Consider the following 17,058-nt stretch of genomic DNA (forward strand, 5'->3'; position numbering starts at 1 on the left):
GTCAGCTCCCTCCTGGGTGCGTGTAGCCCGCCCCGGGCAGCGGGACGGTCTCCTCGAGGTTCAGGGAGGCGGTCAGCCCCTGGACGATCCCGGTCAGCGCGTACACCGCCGTGATCATCAGGCCGATGGCCTCGATGGCCTGCGCCCACTTCGCCAGGGCCTTGCCGATGGTGTAGACGGCGGCGGCGATCGCGACCGCCGTGGTCGTGCCCGCCGTGAACAGTCCGGTGGCTCCGCCCAACGCCTCGAAGATCAGCTCGATGACCAGGTCGACCAGCGCCGAGATGATGTTCTCCAGCGCCTTCAACTGGAAGTAGATGGCGCGCTTGAGCTCTCCGAAGCCCTCCGCGGCCTCCGCTATCACCGTCCGCTGCTCCCGCAGGGCCTCGGCCACCCTGCCGAAGTAGTCGTCGGCCGCCGACGCGGCGTTGCCCTCCCAGGCGAGACCGGGCACCAGGTCCGCCAGCTGGTCGGCGTAGGCGCCGTGGAACTCGGCGAGGTTGTTCAGCGCCGCCTCGGCCTTCCCGACCTCCTCCCAGTTCCCGACGATCTTCTCGCCGAGCTCCGTGACGGGGTCGACTCCGAGTAGCTCCTTGCACCCCATCCTGATGTAGTGGGTGATGCTGAACCAGTCGGTGAACCCGAGGACCTTCTCGGCCCACGTCGGCATCACCTCCTCCGCCTCCGGCGCGGTGAGCACCTCGGCGGGACTGCTGGCTGCCATGCGTCGAACTCCTTCCGGGCCGGAAGCCGTCAGTCCTGGTCGAACGAGTGCTCGGGCGAGTAGGTCGCGTCGATCCTGGCGGCCTCGGACTCCTCCAACCCGGCGTAGTCCTCGCCCGCCGCCTTCATCGCCGTCGCCGACTCCTCCATCCGGGAGCGCAGCACCAGCGCGTTCCCGGAGATCGCCGTGGCGACCTGGGTGCAGAACTCGACGAGGGAGCCGTAGACCAGGCCCAACTCCTCCGACTTGACCATGATGTGCTCCATGGCGTACTCGGATGCCGTGTTCGCGTCCTCGGCGAGGGAGTTCAGCAGGGTGGGGCCCTGGGTGATCAGGGTGTCCGGATCGTCGAGCTCGTAGCCCGAACCGGCCATGGCGGCCTCCTGGTGTCGCGGGACGGGGGAAGCCCCGCACCGGCACCCCGGCCTCGGACCGGGTGTCGACACCGCGCTGCCGGCGACGGGGCCGTCACCGTCTCCGACGCCCCGCCCCTCGGCCCAGTTCCGTATCCGATGGTGGATATTCGCACGTCAGGAGGGGGGCGATACGGTGGATCGCCCTCGGTCGCGCCCTCAGCCGCCCAACGGATGTCGCACCGGATGCGCGGGTGGGCGGCCACCGCTCACGGGCAGTTCACCCATTCCTCGCTACCGTCCGCGAACCGCTGCCGCTTCCACACCGGGAGCCGCCGCTTGACCTCGTCGACGAGTTCGGCGCAGGCCGCGAACGCCTCGGCCCGGTGGTCGGCGGCCACGGCGCAGGCCAGGGCGCACTCCCCGATGGCGAGCCACCCCGCCCGGTGGCTGACGGCGAGGGCCCGCAGGCCGGGCATACGGCCCGCCACGTCCTCGGCCACCTCCCGCAGCACCTGTTCCGCGCTCGGGTGCGCGACGTACTCCAGGTCCCGAACAGCCCGCCCGTGGTCGTGGTCACGGACCTCCCCGGAGAAGGTGACCACCGCACCGGCCTGCCGGCGCGACACGGCCGAGGCGTGGTCCGCCAGGCTCAGCGGACCCGTCGTGACGGACACGAGGGGGATCTCCGGCCCCGGTGCCGAGGTGGGGCGCGCGGGCGTCCCCGTCGCCGGCGACGCGGTTCCCGACGCTGCCGGCCCGGCCGGCTGTTCGTCCGCCGCGCCACCCGAGGGCTCCGAGGGCACGGCCGGGGGGTGGTCGCCACCGGCGATCTGGTCGAGGGCGTGGGCGAACACCCCGTCCAGGACGGCGAGACCGTCGCGCACCCCGCCTGTCGACCCGGGCAGGTTCACCACGAGGGTGGCACCGGCGGTGCCAGCGAGGGCGCGGGAGAGAACGGCCGTGGGAACGGCGGGCAGCCCGGACCGCCGGATCGCGTCGGCGAGCCCGGGGAGTTCCCGGTCCAACAACGGCCGGGTCACGTCGGGGGTGCGGTCGGTCGGGCTGATCCCCGTGCCCCCGGTGGTCAGCACGACCGAGACGCGGTCCTCGAGCGCCCGTCGGAGTTCCTCCGCCACCGGTGCCCCGTCGGGGACGACGACCGCGTCGGGGACCCGGAACCCCCGCTGCCGGAGCCAGTCGACGACCAGGGGCCCGGTGCGATCCGGGTAGACGCCGGCGGCGGCGCGGTTCGACGCGGTGATGACCCTGGCCTCGCCAGGGTCGGACGTCAGTTCCGGTCGGTCGGCCGTGTCCATGAGCCCGTCCTGCCCCCGTCCTTGCTCTCCACCCGGACACCGTCGAGGACCGCGGCCGGGTCGACGGCCTTCACCATGTCGTGCAGCGTGAGTCCCGCGACCGTGACCGCGGTCAACGCCTCCATCTCCACCCCGGTCCGGTCCGTGGTCCGGACGGTGGCGGTGATGGCCACGCTGTCCTCGTCCGGACGGAGGTCGACCTCGACACCGGACAGCGCGAGGGGGTGGCACAGCGGCACCAGGTCGGGCGTCCGCTTCGCGCCCATGATCCCGGCCAGTCGCGCCGTCGCCAGCGCGTCACCCTTGGGCAAACCGCCCTCCGCGATCAGGTCCACCACCTCCCGGGTGGTGCGCAGGACACCGCTGGCGACCGCGACGCGGGCCGTCACCGCCTTCTCCGACACGTCCACCATCCGGGCCGCACCGGTGTCGTCGACGTGGGAGAGCCGGGCACGCTGGTCCATGACGCATGATCCTAGGCGGTGGGAGGTGCGCCGGCGCGCCCCAGGTCAGCCGGCGGGCACCCGCCGCATCGCCCAGGTGCGCGGGCCACCGGAGGGCAGGTCCACCTCGGCGACCACCCGGAAGCCGTGCCGCTGGTAGAAGCGGACGTTGCGCTCGTCGGAGGTCTCCAGGAACGCGTCTGAGCCCGCCTCCTCGGCGGCCGCCAGTCCCGGCCGGAGGAGCGCGCCACCCACGCCCCGCCCCTGCCAGCTCGGGTCGATCCCGATGGTCGCCAGGAACCAGACGGGCTCGGTGGGGCGGTGCGGGGTGAGTGCCTCCTCCACGGAGGCGGCGATCGCGGCCCGGTCACCCGCCAGTTCGCCCACCTCGGCCGCCACCGGGCCGAAGGCCGCCTCGACGTCGGTGTCCGGCGTCGTCCACGCCGCGGCACCGACGACACTCCCACCGGACTCGGCCAGCCAGACGCGGCCGTGGGGCAGCGCGATGCGCCCCACCATCAGCTCCTGGCCCCGGCGCACCCGCTCGGCGTGGTCGTCGGCGGCGACGGTGTGCCGGAGGAACGGGTAGTCGGAGAAGGCCGAGGCGAGCACGCGGCCGATCGCCGGGACGTCCTCGGCCACCGCGAGGCGTACGGACACCGGGGTGTTCCCGGAGGTGGAACCGGATGACATGGTGGAGGGCACCTTCCGCCGTCGGAGTCCACGCCCCCTTCGCCGGGGCGCGGCCGTAGCCTGCGCCACCGGGGCGGCGGATGTCATCCCGTTTTCGCCCCGGGACCCTCAGCCCTCCCGGGACCGCTCGGCCGCGGCGCGGACCGCCTCCGCCACCGCCGGCGCGACGGCCGTGTCGAACACGCTCGGCACGATGAACGAGGCGTTCAGCCGCTCGCCGTCCACCACGTCGGCCACGGCGCTCGCCGCGGCGACCAGCATGTCGTCGGTGATCTCGTGGGCCTGCGCGTCGAGCAGGCCCCGGAAGACCCCGGGGAAGGCCAGCACGTTGTTGATCTGGTTCGGGTAGTCGCTGCGGCCCGTCGCGACCACGGCGGCGTGCTGCTGCGCCTCGAGCGGGTCGATCTCGGGGTCCGGGTTGGCGAGGGCGAAGACGATCGCGTCGTCGGCCATCGTCCGGACCTGCTCGGCGCCGAAGAGGTTGGGCGCGGACACCCCGATGAAGACGTCGGCTCCCACGAGCGCGTCGTGCAGGGACCCGGTCACGCCCTCCTTGTTGGTGTGCTCGGCGATCCACTTCATGTTGGGGTCCATGTCCGACCTACCGGTGTGGACGATGCCGTCCACGTCCACGGCGAGGACGTCCGCGGGGGCGGTGCGCAGCAGCAGTCGGATGATGGCCGACCCGGCGGCCCCGACGCCGCACACGGCCACCCGGCAGTTCTCGAGTTCCTTGCCGACGACCCGCAGGGCGTTGCGGAGAGCGGCGATCACCACGATCGCGGTGCCGTGCTGGTCGTCGTGGAAGACCGGGATGTCCAACTTCTCGCGCAGCCGGTGCTCGATCTCGAAGCAGCGCGGCGCGGCGATGTCCTCCAGGTTGATGCCGCCGTAGACCGGCGCGAGGAGCTCCACCGTGCGGATGATCTCCTCGGTGTCCTGGGTGTCCAGGCAGATGGGCCAGGCGTCGACGTCGGCGAACTTCTTGAACAGCGCCGCCTTGCCCTCCATGACCGGCAGCGCGGCGGCGGGACCGATGTTGCCCAGGCCCAGGACCGCGGAACCGTCGGTCACCACGGCGACGGTGTTCCGCTTGATGGTCAACCGGCGGGCGTCGTCGGGGTTGGCCGCGATCGCCTGGCAGATCCGGGCCACGCCCGGCGTGTAGGCGCGGGAGAGGTCGTCCCGGTTCCGCAGCGCGACCTTGGAGTGCACCTCCAGCTTCCCGCCGAGGTGCACCAGGAACGTCCGGTCGGAGACCTTCCTGACCGTCACGCCGGGCAGCGAACCGAGCTCCTGGGTGATGTCGTTGACGTGCTCGGTCGAGGTCGTGTTGCAGGTGATGTCGACGACGATCCGGTCGGTGTGGGACTCGACGATGTCGAAGGCGGTGATCACACCGCCGACCCTGCCGACCGCGCTGGTGAGATCACCCGCGGCGCTCGCGGACGGCGGAGCCTCCACGCGGACGGTGATCGCGTAGCCGGGGCCGGGAACCGGCATCGTGTCCTCCCTGTTTCACCTGTTCAGGCGCGATAGCGTTGGGACAGCGTAGTTCACAGCGCTCGCGTGGCGATCAGGGGTGGAGCAGCCCGGCGGAGGAGGAAGCCGCAGTTGGGGCGGCGTGCGCGCCCCCGGAGGCGGCGCGGGGCGAGCGCGCCGCCCGGAGGCGTCACAGTCTGACGTTCATCACCTGTTGATCCTGGTGACGGGGTGCCGGTAGGGCAGCTTGTCCTGGGGCAGCGGGAACTCCACCTCACCGAAGGGGGACAGCGCCCCGGCCACGGGGGCGGCCAGCTCGCTCACCGCGTACTTGCCCTCGTGGACGTCCGGCCACGTCGGTTCCATCCGGTCACTCGGCACAGGCTTGGCCACGGCTCCTCCTGATCGCAACGGGTCGTCTCGCACCCGGCGGACGGCCGCCTGACGGCCCCACGGGCGGCGGGTGCTGCTCATCAGTGTGCCCGATACGGGCTAACGTGGACGCCGATGCCCGGCACCTCACTCGCGGACTGGCTGCGTGACCAGGACGACGGCACGCTCGCGGCCCTGCTGCGGGCGCGCCCTGACGTGGCCACCCCGCCCCCCGCGGACAGCTCGGTCCTGGCCACCCGCGTCGGAGTCCGGGTGTCCGTCGCCCGGGCCTGCGATGACCTCGACGCCCGTTGCCTGGACATCCTCACCGCCCTGCTGGTCCTCGACGCCGACCGTCGGCCCGCCTCCCGGTCGGAGCTCGACCGGCTGCTGGGCGACGCGGTACCCGCCGAACCGCTGCGCGACTCGCTCACCACGCTCACGCACCGCGCGCTGGTGTGGACCGTGGGCGACGGGGCTGAGCTCGCCGTCGTCCCCAGCCTCCGCGAGGTTCTGGGCCCCTACCCGGCCGGGCTGGGCAGGTCGGTCCCCGACCTGGCCGGGGTCGACCCGCTCGCCAGGGTGGCGGAACTGGGCGAACCGGAACGCCGGCTGCTCGACACCCTCGCCGCGGGCCCGCCGGTCGGGGCCACCCGGGAGGCGGGCAGCCCGGTGCCGACACCACCCCGGACGCCCGTGCAACGCCTGCTGGCGGCGGGGCTGCTGGTGCGGCGGGACAGCGAGACCGTCGAACTGCCCAGGGAGGTCGGGCTGGCCCTGCGCGGTTCCGACCCGCTCCCGGGCTTCCGCGGCACCCCACCGGTCCTGGACACCGCCCCCCGTGACGCCGCACTCGTCGACGCCACCGCCGCCGGCGCGGCGATGGAACTGGGCCGGCAGGTGGAGGCGGTGCTGCGCCTGTGGTCGGCCGACCCCCCGCCCATCCTGAAGTCCGGCGGGTTGGCGGTCCGGGAGCTCAAACGGGTCGCGAAGGCCGTGGACTGCGCCGAGGGGCACGCCGCCCTGCTGGTGGAGCTGGCGGTGGGCGCGGGGCTGGTCGCGGCCAGCGGGGAGGAGTCGGGCGACTGGCTGCTCAGCACAACGGCGGACCAGTGGCTGAGCGCGCCCCCCGAGCTGCGCTGGGGGGCGTTGGCCAGGGCGTGGCTCCACCTCCCCCGCCTCCCCGGGCGGACGGGTGCGCGCGACGAGCGCGACCGCGCGCTCGGCCCGCTCTCCGACGACCTGCGCTTCCCGCAGGCCCCCCTGGAACGGGTCCGCGTGCTGGATCTCTTCGCCGGGCTGGCCCCGGGCACGGTGGTCCGCGACCAGGAACGGGCCGTCGCGGTCCTCGCCTGGCGGGCCCCCCGCCGCGGCGGACGGCTCCGGGACCAGCTGGCCCGGTGGACCGTCGAGGAGGCGACCTCGCTCGGCGTGCTGGCGTTGGGCGGGCTCTCCACGGCGGGCAGGGCGCTGCTCGCCGAGGCGAGCGGTGCGCCTCCGGAGGACGAGCCGACCCGCCTGATGGGGGCAGCGATGCCCCCGCCGGTGGACCACGTGCTGGTCCAGGCCGACCTGACCGTCGTCGCCCCCGGCCCACTCGAACCCGGGCTCAGCGACATGATGGGGCTGGTCGCGGACGTGGAGTCCGCGGGAGGGGCCACCGTCTACCGGGTCACCGAGAGCACGGTGCGCCGAGCTCTCGACGCCGGTCACACCGCGGCCGAGCTGCACGACTTCTTCCGCACCCGGTCCAGGACGCCCGTCCCCCAGTCGCTGTCCTACCTCCTCGACGACGTGGCGCGGCGGCACGGGCTGCTCAGGGTCGGCACGGCGGAGTGCTTCGTCCGCTGCGAGGACCCCGTCCTGCTCGCCGAGGTGCTGAGCAGTCCCAGGACGACCGACCTCGGGTTGCGCCGGATCGCCCCCACGGTGGCGATCAGCCCGCTACCCCTCGGTGACGTCCTCGCCGAGTTGCGGGCGGCGGGGTTCGCCCCGGCCGCCGAGGACACCGGCGGGCAGCTGCTCGATCTGCGACCCCCCGGACGCCGCACGGCCCGGCGCGCCGCTCCGGGCCGGCGGACCGTGCCGACCGGCGCCCTCGGTGAGGAGCGGGTGCTCGAGCTGGTCGCGCACCTCCGGGCGGGCGACCGCGCCGGAGCGGCCCAACGGGGTCGCACGGCCTCCTCGGGCGTCGGGAACGGGACCAGCTCGTCGGCGGCGCTCAGCCTGTTGCACCAGGCCGTCCGCGCCGGGCGCAGCATCTGGATCGGCTTCGTCGACTCGCACGGCACCGCCACCCAGCGGGTGGTGCGCCCCGTCCGCATCGGCGGCGGGTACGTGGAGGGCTTCGACCAGGACCAGGCCGCCTGCCGGTACCCGCTGCACCGCATCACCAGCGCGGCCCTGGTGGAGGACTGAGGGGAGCCGCGTCGCCTGGTTCGGGCGGCCCGCCGCCCTGATCAGTTGGGCGACCAGAGCGGCGTCGCACCGGTGCGGCCCGACGGCGGGCGGGTCCACAGGTACCGGGGACGCACCACCCGGTAGCTTGGCGACGTCGGCGCCCCCGGCTCACCCGGTTCGGGCAGGGAGAGCAACTCGACGACCACCTCGACGAACCCTCCCTCCGCCGCCCACAGCAGGGTGGCGTTCCCGGGGCCGCTGGGGCCGGCCACCATCCTCGCCGCGTGGGCGTCCGCCAATCCCGTGACCCTGAGCAGGTCGATGTGGAGCCCGTGGTCGCGGGCGAAGAGCTCGGCGCGCGCGGTCCGGCCACGCGCGGGCAGCCGAACGTGGGTGAAGTTCCTCGCGGTCAACGCTCGGACCGCGTCCTGGACGGCTCGCATGTCGCTCCCGGGCGGACCGCGCGGACCGCCCCGAGTGGGGCCGGGGTGGGAACGGCGGCGGTCGCCGAACGTCCCGCTGTCGCCGTCGAGTCTGCCCGCGGGGACGTGGGCACGCGGTGTGGTGGTGGCGCCCCGGGTGCGGCGACCGGGCGGCGGCAGCCGTCCCGTCGGCCTGACCCGCGCCGACGCGACGTCGTTCCCGCTCCGGGCCTCGTGCTCCGGATGCGGTCATGGAGCGGGAACACCGAGGGACGAGCGGGGCGAGGGTGGACGAGGGCAGCGTGCGGCAGGAGGTCGTGCTCGACGTGCCGCCGCCACGAGCCTGGCGACTGGTGACGCGGCCGGACCACCCTCGGGTCTGGTACGCCTTCGACGGCGCGGCCCTGGACGGCAGGGCGGGCGGCCTGGTCGAGTACCGCCGGCGTGAGCACGGCGGGTACCTCGGGGTCGTGGAGGAGTTCGACCCGCCGACGCTCCTCCGCTACCGGTGCTCGACGCTTCCCGAACGCCCACCCCAGCCGGGCGGGCTGGCCACCGTCACCGTGCGACTGGAGGCCCGGTCACCCACCTCGACGCTGGTCCGGGTGGTGGAGAGCGGACTGACGGCGTTGGAGGTGTCCCCGGAGGATCGGCGGCAGTACCGGACGGCGACGGCGATGGGCTGGGCTGGTGGCCTCGCGCTCCTGGTGGGACCGGCGGCCTCGGCGGCGGACCGGGATCCGTGAGGCCGGTCCGCCACGACGGCCTCCCCCGGTCCGAACCGTTCCGCCGACGTCACCCCGCACCGGTCACACCGTCCTCGCCCGCCCGGTGGCGGAGCAGGTCGCCGGGGCTGAGGGCGGACAGCGCCCGCACCTCCCGGGAGAGGTGCGCCTGGTCCGCGTACCCCGCCTCCCCGGCCAGCCCGGCCAGGGACCTCCGTTGGCGGTGCGGCGACTCCGCGAGGCGGAGGAACCGGTGCAGGCGGAACGTGCGGTGCAGCTCCTTCGGCCCGAGGCCCGCGTGCGCGAGCACCAGGCGGCGGAGCTGCCGACCGGACACCCCCAGGTCGGCGGCCATCCGTTCGACCCGGGCCGCCGGGTCCCGCGCCAGCCGGTCCACCGTTCGGCGCACCCTCGGATCGGGAGCGGAACAGGCCCACCTCGTGCGGGTCGCACCGGCCGCCCCCGGCTCCCCGAGGGCCAGCCCGGTGAGTTCCCGCGCGGCGGCGGGGGAGAGCACCGCGTCCAGGGGGAGGACCTCGTCACGCAGCAGGGACGCCGGGACACCGAACACCGCTGACAGCGCCCCGGGCCGGACGCGGATCGCACGACACCGGGACCCGCCCGCCAGGCCCACCACGACCGGTGCCATGGTGGGGCCGACCAGCTCGACCACGCCGCTGTCCCACACCACGACGTCGGCGGCCCCGTCCGGCAGGACGAGCTGGTGGTGGCGTGTGCCGTCCGGGACCCGTTGGGTCCACCGCACGGCCAGCCCCGGCCACAGCGAGGTGGCGGGGTGCTCCCGGTACGACGACCCGGTGCGCACCGCCGAGGTCGCCCGGCCCTGCCCGGCTGGCAACCGCGACGGCCCGCCGGCGGAGCCCGGGTGCCAGGAGGTGTCGCCGCGCTCGGCGCGCCCGCCGGTGTCCGTGGTGGCAGACATGCCCCCACCCTGCCAGCGCCCGAGGTGGGCGTGCCGACCCAGCCCCTGGCCGCGTCCCCGGCGGGCGGCTGGCCCCGCTGGCGGGGCGGTTCCGGCCATCCGGGTGCGGGAGGATCGTGACGCCGTGCCCACGGTGGGCGGCGAACGAGGAGGAACGCGATGGGTGAGGACCGGCCGTATGTCCTGGTGAGCTGCGCGATGTCCGTGGACGGTCACATCGACGACGCCTCGCCCGACCGGCTGCTGCTCTCCGGGGAGGCCGACTTCGACCGGGTGGACGAGGTGCGCGCGGGCTGTGACGCCATCCTCGTGGGCGCCAACACCATCCGCCGGGACGACCCGCGACTCCTCGTGCGGTCCGAGGACCGGCGGCGGGCGCGCGTGGCGAGGGGAGTTCCGCCCTCGCCGACCAAGGTCACGCTGACCACCAGCGGAGATCTCGACCCCGGAGCGGCCTTCTTCACCGAGGGGACGGTGGAGAAGCTCGTCTACGCGCCCCATCGGGCCGCCGGCGTGTTGGGTCGGGACGTCGGTGGTCGGGCCGTCGTGGTCGACGCGGGGCCCCGGGTCGACCTGGCCTGGGTGCTCGCCGACCTCGCGGGGCGGGGGGTGCGCCGTCTGCTGGTCGAGGGGGGCACGGCGATCCACACCTGGTTCCTCACGACCGGGCTGGTCGACGAACTCCATCTGGTCGTCGCGCCGTTCTTCGTGGGGGACCGCCGGGCTCCGCGCCTCGTCGGCGACGGCGAGTTCCCCTGGACGTCGAACCGACGCATGACCCTGGTGGAGGCTCGCCCGGTCGGCGACGTGGTGCTGCTCCGGTACCGGCTGCCGTCCTGATCCTCGGTCGAGTTCGACCGGTCGCGCCCGGCGGTGTTCCGATCCGGGGCCCGGAGGGTCCGCCCCGGTGGTGGGCTGCCGGCGCGGCGGTGGCACCGCGTCCGCGGTCGGACTCGTGCCGCTTCCGCCCATCGGCCCGGACCGGGAGCCCCCGACGACTCCCTCCTGGCCCGGGTCCACCTCTCTTCTCAGCCGGCAGCGGCCCCACCCGGACTGCCGGAACGATGGCCGCCGGCGGCACCCGCCACGGCCACCGGTGTGCCTCAGCTGCCGCTGTGCACGGCCAGCCGCTGCCGCATCGCGTGCTCGACCAGCGTGATCAGCGCCTGCTTCGTCGAGTCGCGGTTGCGCGCGTCACACGTCACGATCGGCACGTTCTCGTCGATCGTGAGCGCCTCCCGCACATCCTCGATCCGGTGGTGCAACATGCCGTCGAAGCAGTTCACCGCCACCACGTAGGGCAGCTCCCGGTCGTCGAAGAAGTCGATCGAGGCGAACGCGTCGGCGAGCCGGCGGGTGTCGACCAACACGATCGCGCCGATGGCGCCCTTCACGAGGTCGTCCCACATGAACCAGAACCTGTGCTGGCCGGGCGTGCCGAACAGGTACAGGATCAGGTCGCTGTCCAGCGAGACCCGGCCGAAGTCCATGGCGACCGTGGTGGTCACCTTCCCCGGCGTCGCGGTCAGGTCGTCGACCCCCACGCTGGCTTCCGTCATGACAGCTTCAGTGGTCAGCGGCACGATTTCGGAGACCGAGCCCACGAAGGTCGTCTTGCCGACGCCGAACCCTCCGGCCACGACGATCTTCGTGGATGTGGTCGCCTGCTTCTGTTCCGCATTCCGCTGGGGATCAAAGCCTGCGAAGCCCACTTAACACCCTTTCCAGGAACGCGAGAGACGGCCCGTCACCCGTCACCAGGCCGCTGTTGTGCACGAGGACCAGCCCCAGACTCGCCATGTCGCCGATCAGCACCCGGACCACGCCCAGTGGCAACCGGAGGTGCGCGGCGATCTCCGCCACCGACCGGGTCTCGGTGCACAGACCGCAGATCGACCGGTGCTCGGCCAGCGCCGCGGTCCGCTGCTCGCGGCCACGATCGCTGGTGGAGACCAACGCCTCGATGGGAAGATCATAATCGGGGCGGGTCCGCCCGCCCGTCCTGGCGTAGGGGCGGACGAGGGAACCGGTCTCCACCAGCGGATCCCGGCTCTCCTCGTCGTCGTGCTCGTACTCCGGCCAGCTCTGCTCGGTCTCGTCGACCGGTGGCGGGGCCTGGTAGCCGTCGGAGTAGCCGCGGTCGGCGTACTCCCCGGCGTAACCGTCGGAATAGTTGTCGGACATGCTCGTGCCGAGCAAATCGGCGCCAGGTCCACCGAAGAGCGCGCGGTCCGGGTCTCCGACGAGGTAGTCGACGTCTTCGTCCCGGTGGTGCCGCTCGGCCCGGTCCCGGTGATGGGATCGTCCGTAGAAGCCATCGAGGTCGAGGCGGCTGGCCCAGTCGCCAGCACGTCCGTCACCGGAACCAGGGTCAGTGGTCATCACCGATCACTCCGTAAGTTCACCTGCGAGGTCACCTGCGGGTAGCACCTTGCAACTGGGCTCGTAGCTCTGGCGTGAGCTGGGCCCCGACCCGCTCGACGAGCAATGTCATCTCGTAGGCCACCAAACCGATATCACAGTTCGGTGCCGCCAGGACAGCCAAACAGGAGCCGTCACTGATGGACATCAGGAACAGGAAGCCCTGTTCCATCTCCACCACGGTCTGCGCCACCTCACCGGCGTCGAAGACCCGGGCGGCGCCCTGGGTGAGGCTGATCAGGCCGGAGGCAACCGCGGAGAGCTGCTCGGCCCGGTCCCGGGGCAGGCCGTGTGAACCCGCGAGTAGGAGGCCGTCCGCGGAGACGACCACCGCGTGGGCGACGCCGGGGACACGCCGTACGAAATCAGTGATCAACCAACCGAAGCTGCCTGGTTGCTGGGCGGAAGCGGTCACTCCTGCTCCTCGTCGTGACGGCCGGTGGACTGGTGTGATTGTGCTGCGGACGGGCCGGTGTTCACCAGGGTCTCGACCCTATGGTGCCTGCCACGCCGCAGTCCCTGCTGGAAGTTGGACATCCTGCCTCTGATCGAGTCGGCCGAGCGAACGGGGCCGAAGCGCTCTTGCCCGGTCGACGCGGGGGCGGGTGCCGTTCCAGAAGCGGTGCTCCTCGGGGACTGCTCGGACGGCTTGACCCTCGGTGGGGTCTTGGACTTGTCCTTCTTCGGAGCGATCGAGCCCGGCATCAGCTGGGCCTTGGGCACCCGCTTGGGCAGCCCCGCCGTCGTCGTGTCCTCCGGGCTCTGGTTGAGCACGGTCTTGGCGGCCTCCCACCCCTCGTCGCCGGCCGAACGCCAGCTGTGCTGACCGGTCGACTCCGGTTGAGCGCTCTCGGCGACCGGTGGTGCGGGCGGGGGCGTCTCCTGGGGCGCTCCGGCTCCCTGGTGGCGGGCCGGTCGGCGGGGCGTGGCCGTCGCACGATCTCCGTCGGCGCGGACCGGTCCGGCCGCTTGGGCAGCGGCCGAGGACCACGGTGGTCGTTGCCGGACGGTGCGGCCTGGTCCCTGCCGGCGGCCGGCCGGGGAGCGGGCTGCCGCGCCTGCGCCTGCGGGGCGGGGGCGGGTTCCTCGGCGGGCTGGTCGTCAGCGGCGTCCGGGTCCTCCGGCTGGAACCACTGCGACAGCACCTCCTCGTAGATGGGCAGCCGCTCGGTGGGGGCGTCGAGGTCCGCGTTCGGGTCCCTCTCCTCCTCGGGCGCCTGCCGCTTCCCGGCCTGGGCCGCCTGCCGCGCGGGGCGGTCGACCGGCCTGGCCGGCGGGGCGGCCGGCGCCTCCTGGGATGCCCCCAGCGCCTCCTGGGCGTCGGCCCAGTCGTCGTCCGCGCCCTCGGGCTCCTCGGCCCTGCCCTGGGCGTCGTCGACGTCCGTCGGGCTGAAGTGGGCGGTGTCCTCCGGCCCGACCGGGCGGGCGCCCGACAGCCGGTTGGCGAAGTCGGCGCCGCGGTCGGGGCGGCGAGCCGGCGCCGGCTGCTCGGCCGCCTGGTTCTCCGGAGCCGGGGAGAAGAAGGAGCTGGTGCTGGCGGTGGCCGTGGTGCCGGCGTCCTGCACCGCGCTGGCGTCGAACACCCCGCTGTCGAGGTTGTTCAGCGCCGGCGACGCCGGCTCCTCCATCTCGTCGTAGTACTCGTACTCGTCCTCGGCGTCGCCGCCGGGCGGGAGCGCTGGCACCGAAGCCGGGTCGGCGGCACCACCCTGGCTGACGACCGCGGCGGGCGGCTGGGCCGGACCGGGCGGCGGGGCGAGCGCACCGGCGGCGGTTCCCCGCACCGAGGACGGCCGGACGACCAGCGCGGCTGGCACGACGACGAGGGCGATGATGCCGCCCTCCAGGTACTCGCTGCGCAGCCGGACGCGGATCTCGTGCCGCTTGGCGAGCTGGGCGACCACGTACAGACCCATCCGCCGGGAGACCCCGACGTCGACGCGCGGCGGGTTGGCCAGCCGCTCGTTGACCGCCGAGAGCTCCTCGTCCGGCATACCGACACCGCGGTCGGTGATCTCGATGATCAGCTCGTTCTTGCGGCTGTGCGCCGTGCGCACCGTCACCTTCGTGCTCGGGTCGGACAGCGCGGTCGCGTTGTCCAGCAGCTCGGCGATGAGGTGGACGAGGTCGTTGACGGCACGGCCCTGCACGAGCAGTTCGGGCGTGCTGGAGACGGTGACCCTGGCGTACTGCTCGACCTCGGAGACCGCCGCGCCCAGGATGTCGCCGACCGGGACCGGCTTGGCCATCCGCCGGGTGGTGTCGGTGCCGGCGAGGACCAGCAGGTTCTCGCTGTTGCGGCGCATACGGGTCGCGAGGTGGTCCAGCTCGAAGAGGTTCGCCAGCTGGTCCGGGTCCTGCTCGTCGCGCTCCAGCCGGTCGATCAGGCCCAGCTGCCGCTCCACCAGGGTCTGGCTGCGGCGGGAGAGGTTGACGAACATCGCGTTGACGTTCGCCCGGAGCAGGGCCTGCTCACCGGCCAGCCGGACCGCCTGGTTGTGCACCGCGTCGAACGCGCGGGCCAGCTGACCGATCTCCTCGCGGGTGTGCACGTCCACGGCGGGCACGGAGACCTTCGGGATCTCGTTGTCGGTGTCCCGCATCTGGGCGATGACCGCCGGCAGGCGCTCGTGGGCCACGTCCAGCGCGGTCGTCCGCAGCGTCCGCAGCGGGCTCAGCATCGACCGGAGGACGACGGTCATCAGGACCAGCGCGAGCACCAGGGTGCCGAGCACCAGACCGGCGTCGCGGTAGGCGGCGGTGCGGACGTCGCCGGCCAACCGCTCGGCCTCGCCGTGCAGCTGGCCCTGGAGGCCGTCCTCCACCTGGCGCATCAGGTCGAGCGTGGTGGCGGCGGCCTGGTTCCACTCGGCGACGGGGATGCCGAGGCCCCCCTCACCGCCCGACCTGGCCAGTGCCTGCTGGAGCAGGCGGCTCCTCAGGTCGACCTCCGGACCGGTGACGGTGTCGGCGTAGAAGTTCGCCTCCGACACCGAGGCGGTGTTCTGGAACTCGGTGAGCGCCGCCGCGTACTGGGCGCTGGCCCGGGAGACCACGTCGGTCTGCCCGGTGACGAAGGAACCCTCCTGCGCGGCGGTGAGCAGCACCGACCGCTGGATGGCGATCTGTTCCTTGGCCCTGGCGACCGCCTCGGTCCCACGGAAGGTGGAGCTGACCTCGGTGTCGGCCGCGCTCGCCGCGAGCTCCCGGTTGAGCTGCAACAGCGTGTCGATCATGCTGGTGTAGGTGGTGATGACGGCCACGTGCGGGTACTGGGAGCCCAGCACCGCCCGTTCCCGCAGGACGCCCAGCGTGCCCAGGCGGTACTGGGCCCGGTCGAGGGCGGACTGCACCGAGGCGGTGTCGGTGGCCAGCACGCCGGCGGCGCTGTCGAAGCTCGCGACGGCGGAGTCGACCTGCCCCATGACCTCGGTGAGCGACTCGTCGTTGCGCTCCCGGCCGCTGGCGATGTAGACGGCGGCCAGGTCGCGTTCACGCTGGAGTTCGTGGGCGAGACCGGTGATCCGCTGGGACAGTTCGACGCTGCGCACGACCAACGCGTAGGTGTCTGCGGCGCGCAGCTGGTCGAGGACTCGGAACCCGCCGAGCACCACCGCCGCGAGGGTGGGCACCAGCAGGATGACGATCAGCTTGTTGCGGACCTTCCAGTTCTGGAGCCGCCAGCGGCCACTGCGCTTCGGGGACAACGCGACCTCGTTCGCGTTGTCCTCGGCTGGCTCGACGCCGGAGTCGCGCGCTGCGCCCTGCTGACCGACCGCACTGGGGCGGCCGTCGCTTTCCGCACCGCGCGCCTCGTCGGCGTCAGCGGCGGCATCAATCCCGGAGGACGCCTTCTGACCTGGCACGGCTAGTTAATCCTCCAACTCGGGGTGACAGAGGGAGCGGAGTCGAGCGTCGACGAGTTCCGGGATCCGGGAGCAGCCTCGGTGCCGCTGGCAGGAGTGCCACGGCCCCCGCACCGCGACCGGTCGGCCCCGCGGCTGCGCCGGAGCCCCTGGCCCTCCCGCTGCGCGCAGCCGAAGCGGCCGGACCCCTGCCATCCCACTCCCTGATCGACTCGCGACGCCTCGGCCCCGTCATGTTCGTGAAGGCAACGAGCGTCGCCGCGCCACTATACTCACGCAGCGCAAGTCGCCACGCCGGACATCCCCCGATAGACCACCCAATTGGGTTGGCATCGTCTCAAAAACTACCGGTTGTTTCCAGTAATGCCCCCGTTTAGGGTGTCTCGTGTCTTGCCAAGGCGAGCACACTCCCAGAGATGAGGCCATGTCCGCATCGCGACGCCGACCCGGCGGCGAACGGCCCGCCGGCACGCCGGACCACCGGCCCTCGCCGCCCGGGCGAGCGGTGTCACCTCCCGACCGGAGCGACGGCGACCCTCGGTCCCCGCACTCTACTTCGGACACCGGGGCGGCAGTGGCGTCGGCCACTCCGACATGCGGGAAGATCGCGATCCGCTCACCCCTCGGCCACGGCACGACGTCAGCGCGCTCCGGAGATCCACCCCCGGACGTCGACCACGCCCCGCGACCGAGCAAGCACCACTCCGACATTCGAGCAGTGCGGGTACCACCAGTCGGACTATCGATTTGGCAAGTTGATCAGAAAGTTACTTGAAGTAGCGCAAAACGGGATCGTTCGCTCACCTAAGCGAAGTAATCGAGTGATCTAATGGCGATCAACCGAGCACGGATAGTGACGCCTCTGACGCTTGTCGCCCGGCCGGCCAGGCGAATC

Annotated in this window: 16 protein-coding genes; 3 read left to right on the top strand and 13 right to left on the bottom strand. The window is 73.1% G+C overall.

Annotation, left to right across the window (positions count from 1 at the left end):
- Position 1: 1 nt before the first annotated feature.
- From G443_RS14170 to G443_RS14200, 7 genes are all read right to left on the bottom strand, one after another.
- Entirely contained in the window at positions 2-724 is a 723-nt protein-coding gene (locus G443_RS14170; RefSeq protein WP_026417523.1) for a hypothetical protein, read from the bottom strand.
- 29 nt (positions 725-753) lie between these two features.
- Positions 754-1,098 (bottom strand): hypothetical protein, encoded by a 345-nt coding sequence (locus tag G443_RS14175; RefSeq protein ID WP_026417524.1) that lies wholly within the window; start codon positions 1,096-1,098, stop codon positions 754-756.
- A 248-nt stretch (positions 1,099-1,346) separates the two neighbouring features.
- Entirely contained in the window at positions 1,347-2,396 is a 1,050-nt protein-coding gene (locus tag G443_RS14180) for a molybdenum cofactor biosynthesis protein MoaE (protein WP_051313377.1), read from the bottom strand.
- Positions 2,369-2,860: a cyclic pyranopterin monophosphate synthase MoaC gene (gene moaC / locus G443_RS14185; RefSeq protein WP_026417526.1), complete on the bottom strand. Its 492-nt coding sequence runs from the start codon at positions 2,858-2,860 to the stop codon at positions 2,369-2,371. Before moaC ends, G443_RS14180 begins: the two co-directional genes overlap by 28 nt.
- A 45-nt stretch (positions 2,861-2,905) precedes the next feature.
- Positions 2,906-3,532, bottom strand: coding sequence for a GNAT family N-acetyltransferase (locus G443_RS14190; RefSeq protein WP_030105179.1), 627 nt, complete (start codon positions 3,530-3,532; stop codon positions 2,906-2,908).
- Between the two features lie 108 nt (positions 3,533-3,640).
- Positions 3,641-5,035, bottom strand: coding sequence for an NAD-dependent malic enzyme (locus G443_RS14195; protein WP_026417528.1), 1,395 nt, complete (start codon positions 5,033-5,035; stop codon positions 3,641-3,643).
- Positions 5,036-5,221: 186 nt separating this feature from the next.
- Positions 5,222-5,407, bottom strand: coding sequence for a hypothetical protein (locus G443_RS14200; protein ID WP_026417529.1), 186 nt, complete (start codon positions 5,405-5,407; stop codon positions 5,222-5,224).
- A gap of 114 nt (positions 5,408-5,521) precedes the next feature.
- Here G443_RS14200 and G443_RS14205 point away from each other — a divergent pair, with 114 nt between their 5' ends.
- Positions 5,522-7,804 carry a helicase-associated domain-containing protein gene (locus tag G443_RS14205; RefSeq protein WP_026417530.1) on the top strand — a complete coding sequence of 761 codons (2,283 nt, stop codon included), beginning with the start codon at positions 5,522-5,524 and terminating at the stop codon, positions 7,802-7,804.
- A gap of 41 nt (positions 7,805-7,845) precedes the next feature.
- On the opposite strand, the gene G443_RS14210 is transcribed toward G443_RS14205, so the two are convergent.
- On the bottom strand, positions 7,846-8,229 hold the full coding sequence (locus G443_RS14210) for a hypothetical protein (protein WP_026417531.1): 384 nt from the start codon (positions 8,227-8,229) through the stop codon (positions 7,846-7,848).
- A gap of 230 nt (positions 8,230-8,459) precedes the next feature.
- On the opposite strand from G443_RS14210, the gene G443_RS14215 reads away from it, so the two are divergent.
- On the top strand, positions 8,460-8,954 hold the full coding sequence (locus G443_RS14215) for an SRPBCC family protein (RefSeq protein WP_081715218.1): 495 nt from the start codon (positions 8,460-8,462) through the stop codon (positions 8,952-8,954).
- Between the two features lie 49 nt (positions 8,955-9,003).
- On the opposite strand, the gene G443_RS14220 is transcribed toward G443_RS14215, so the two are convergent.
- Positions 9,004-9,876: a helix-turn-helix domain-containing protein gene (locus tag G443_RS14220; RefSeq protein WP_051313381.1), complete on the bottom strand. Its 873-nt coding sequence runs from the start codon at positions 9,874-9,876 to the stop codon at positions 9,004-9,006.
- A gap of 159 nt (positions 9,877-10,035) precedes the next feature.
- On the opposite strand from G443_RS14220, the gene G443_RS14225 reads away from it, so the two are divergent.
- A complete protein-coding gene (locus G443_RS14225) occupies positions 10,036-10,716 on the top strand; it encodes a RibD family protein (RefSeq protein ID WP_026417532.1) in 681 nt (226 codons plus the stop codon).
- A 263-nt stretch (positions 10,717-10,979) separates the two neighbouring features.
- Here G443_RS14225 and G443_RS14230 read toward each other — a convergent pair whose 3' ends face one another.
- From G443_RS14230 to G443_RS14245, 4 genes are all read right to left on the bottom strand, one after another.
- Positions 10,980-11,588: a GTP-binding protein gene (locus tag G443_RS14230; protein ID WP_026066338.1), complete on the bottom strand. Its 609-nt coding sequence runs from the start codon at positions 11,586-11,588 to the stop codon at positions 10,980-10,982.
- Positions 11,569-12,258, bottom strand: coding sequence for a DUF742 domain-containing protein (locus tag G443_RS14235; RefSeq protein ID WP_103055796.1), 690 nt, complete (start codon positions 12,256-12,258; stop codon positions 11,569-11,571). Before G443_RS14235 ends, G443_RS14230 begins: the two co-directional genes overlap by 20 nt.
- Before the next feature lie 31 nt (positions 12,259-12,289).
- Positions 12,290-12,712: a roadblock/LC7 domain-containing protein gene (locus G443_RS14240; protein ID WP_026417533.1), complete on the bottom strand. Its 423-nt coding sequence runs from the start codon at positions 12,710-12,712 to the stop codon at positions 12,290-12,292.
- Positions 12,713-13,001: 289 nt separating this feature from the next.
- The gene (locus G443_RS14245; RefSeq protein WP_253860216.1) at positions 13,002-16,163 is read right to left on the bottom strand and encodes a sensor histidine kinase; all 3,162 of its coding nucleotides are present in this window, start codon (positions 16,161-16,163) and stop codon (positions 13,002-13,004) included.
- Positions 16,164-17,058 lie beyond the last annotated feature (895 nt).

The organism is Actinoalloteichus caeruleus DSM 43889, from assembly GCF_000429185.2.
Lineage (GTDB): Bacteria > Actinomycetota > Actinomycetes > Mycobacteriales > Pseudonocardiaceae > Actinoalloteichus_B > Actinoalloteichus_B caeruleus.